Source organism: Sphingopyxis granuli NBRC 100800 (assembly GCF_001591045.1).
In the GTDB taxonomy this organism is placed as follows: Bacteria; Pseudomonadota; Alphaproteobacteria; order Sphingomonadales; family Sphingomonadaceae; genus Sphingopyxis; species Sphingopyxis granuli.
The window spans coordinates 1-2,059 of record NZ_BCUA01000165.1 but is presented as its reverse complement, the minus strand read 5'-3'; the positions used below and the strand labels follow the sequence as shown (position 1 = coordinate 2,059).

At 64.5% G+C, this 2,059-nt stretch carries 3 protein-coding genes; 2 read left to right on the top strand and 1 reads right to left on the bottom strand.

Translation table 11 applies throughout. From position 1 onward, the window contains the following. Positions 1-561, bottom strand: a 561-nt coding sequence (locus SGR02S_RS19180; RefSeq protein ID WP_067113813.1) for a DUF4126 domain-containing protein, incomplete at its 3' end; no start/stop codon positions are given. Positions 562-665: 104 nt separating this feature from the next. On the opposite strand from SGR02S_RS19180, the gene SGR02S_RS19175 reads away from it, so the two are divergent. Beyond that, a complete protein-coding gene (locus tag SGR02S_RS19175; RefSeq protein ID WP_067113811.1) occupies positions 666-1,463 on the top strand; it encodes an NUDIX hydrolase in 798 nt (265 codons plus the stop codon). A gap of 173 nt (positions 1,464-1,636) precedes the next feature. Next, a complete protein-coding gene (locus SGR02S_RS19170) occupies positions 1,637-1,879 on the top strand; it encodes a hypothetical protein (RefSeq protein WP_076077951.1) in 243 nt (80 codons plus the stop codon). Positions 1,880-2,059 lie beyond the last annotated feature (180 nt).

The window sequence follows — 2,059 nt, the reverse complement described above, 5'->3', positions numbered from 1 at the left end:
AAGCAGCCGGCGCAGCACCACGATGACGATTACCGCCGCAACCGACAGAAGCACCGCAATCCCAATGGCAAGCGGAGGATAAGCGATGGCGAGCGCCAGCAGCCCGCTCGTCGCGACGTCTTCGCCGGTCGAAACGGCCGCATTGCTGTAGGGTTCGGGGCTGACGTTGACGACCGCGCGTGTCGTCGCCTTCGCGCCGTGGCTCAACAACGCGCCGCCGCCGCCGAGCAGAAAGGCCACCACCTGCCAGGCCGGGTTGGACGAGTCGACCAGCGCCAGCGCGAGCAGTGCGCCGCCGAGCGGGCGGACGATGCCGTGAACCCCGTCCCAGATCGAATCGACCCACGCCACCTTGTCGGCCAGGAATTCGGCGAGGGTGCCGATCGCGGCGACGCCCAGCACCCATGGGTTGGCCAGGATCTGGAGCGCCTTCAGATGTTCGGGCAGCGGCAACCAGCCGAAATGCATCGCGATGCCGGTGACGAGGATCGTCAGATAGAGTCGCCATCCCGCCAGCAGACTCAGGCTTCCGGCGACTCCCAATATCTCCAAGATTCCCAACGGTCCGCTCCCGCTGCAGCGCTGTCGGCGCCATCTTGCACCTGCAAGGGCGTCCCCGCAATGCCGGGATGACAAGCGCGGGCACGCGGCGTATCGCCTGGATCATGAATGATTCCACCTTGCGACCTTACGCGTCGCCGCCGGTGCCCGAGGGAGCGATCCCCGCCGCGACGCTCGTGATCATGCGGCCTTCCGACAACGGCGGTCCTGACGAGATATTGATGGTGAAGCGCGCAACGAACATGGCCTTTGCCGCCGGCGCGCTGGTGTTCCCGGGCGGGCGGATCGATCCCGACGATTATCTGGTTGCCGAGCGTCACGGCTTTGCGCCGCACGATGCCGAGGGCGCGGCCCGGGTTGCCGCGCTGCGCGAGACGATCGAGGAGACGGGGCTCGCGGTCGGCTGGGACGGGCTGCGCGACCGTGAAATCGCGGCCGTGCGGCGGGCGTTGCTGGGCGGGACGCTGCTATCGGACATATTGGCGTCGCGCGACGAGCGGATCGCGCTCGACGCGCTCGTGCCCTTCGCGCGCTGGTGCCCCAATTTCAAGGAGGCGCGGACCTTCGACACGCGCTTCTATGCGGTGCCGGCCCCCGCCCACGGCCACGAACTCACCGTCGAAGAGGCCGAGCATAGCCAGATTTTCTGGGCGAGCGCGCATGCGACGCTGGCGATGGCCGATCGCGGCGAGGCGTCGGTGATCTTTCCGACTCGGCGCAATCTGGAGCGGCTGGCGCAGCGGACGGATTTCGAGGATTTCACGAGGCATGCGGGAGAATATCCGATCGAGCTTATCACGCCGTGGGTCGAAGATCGCGGAGGGCGGCGATATCTGTGCATCCCGGAAGGGCTCGGATATCCGGTGACTTCCGAAGCCTTCGAGCGTGCGCGGCGCAGCTGATACCGGTCTATTTATCGGTGCATTAGCAATTTGATAGGAAATGATCGGCTAGGCCAAAACAGCATTGCAATTGCCGATGGTTACGCCTAGGAGGGCATTGCAGAACCAGATCGGGAGCGAGAGCTTTCTGGTGTGATTCGACAAGACCATTGATCCAGTGGACGGAGAATAAGATGAATCTGCTTAAGAAAGCTGCGGTCTCCCTCGCGGCGACCTCGATGATTGCGGCTCCGGTCGTGGCTTCGGCTGCTCCTGCGGCTGCCGCGTTCGACGGGGCTCGTGCGACCTCGACCGCCGAAGGCGAAAGTGAACTCACGGGGAGCGGTTGGATCATCGGCCTTCTCGCCCTGGCTGCCATCGTTGTCGGCATCGTGATCGCTTCGGACAACAACGACGACAACCCGACCAGCCCGTAATCGCGGCTCTTGTCGGAACCAGTTTCCGAACGGCCTCGAGCTCCTGCTCGGGGCCGTTTGCATATCTGGTGTCCGCGACTGCGTCGGTTTCTGACGGCGTTCATGCATCGTGACGCTTCGCGTGCCGTCGCATTGCCGCCGATGCTGTCGTTGCTGGAACATGATGACATCAGAAGGACT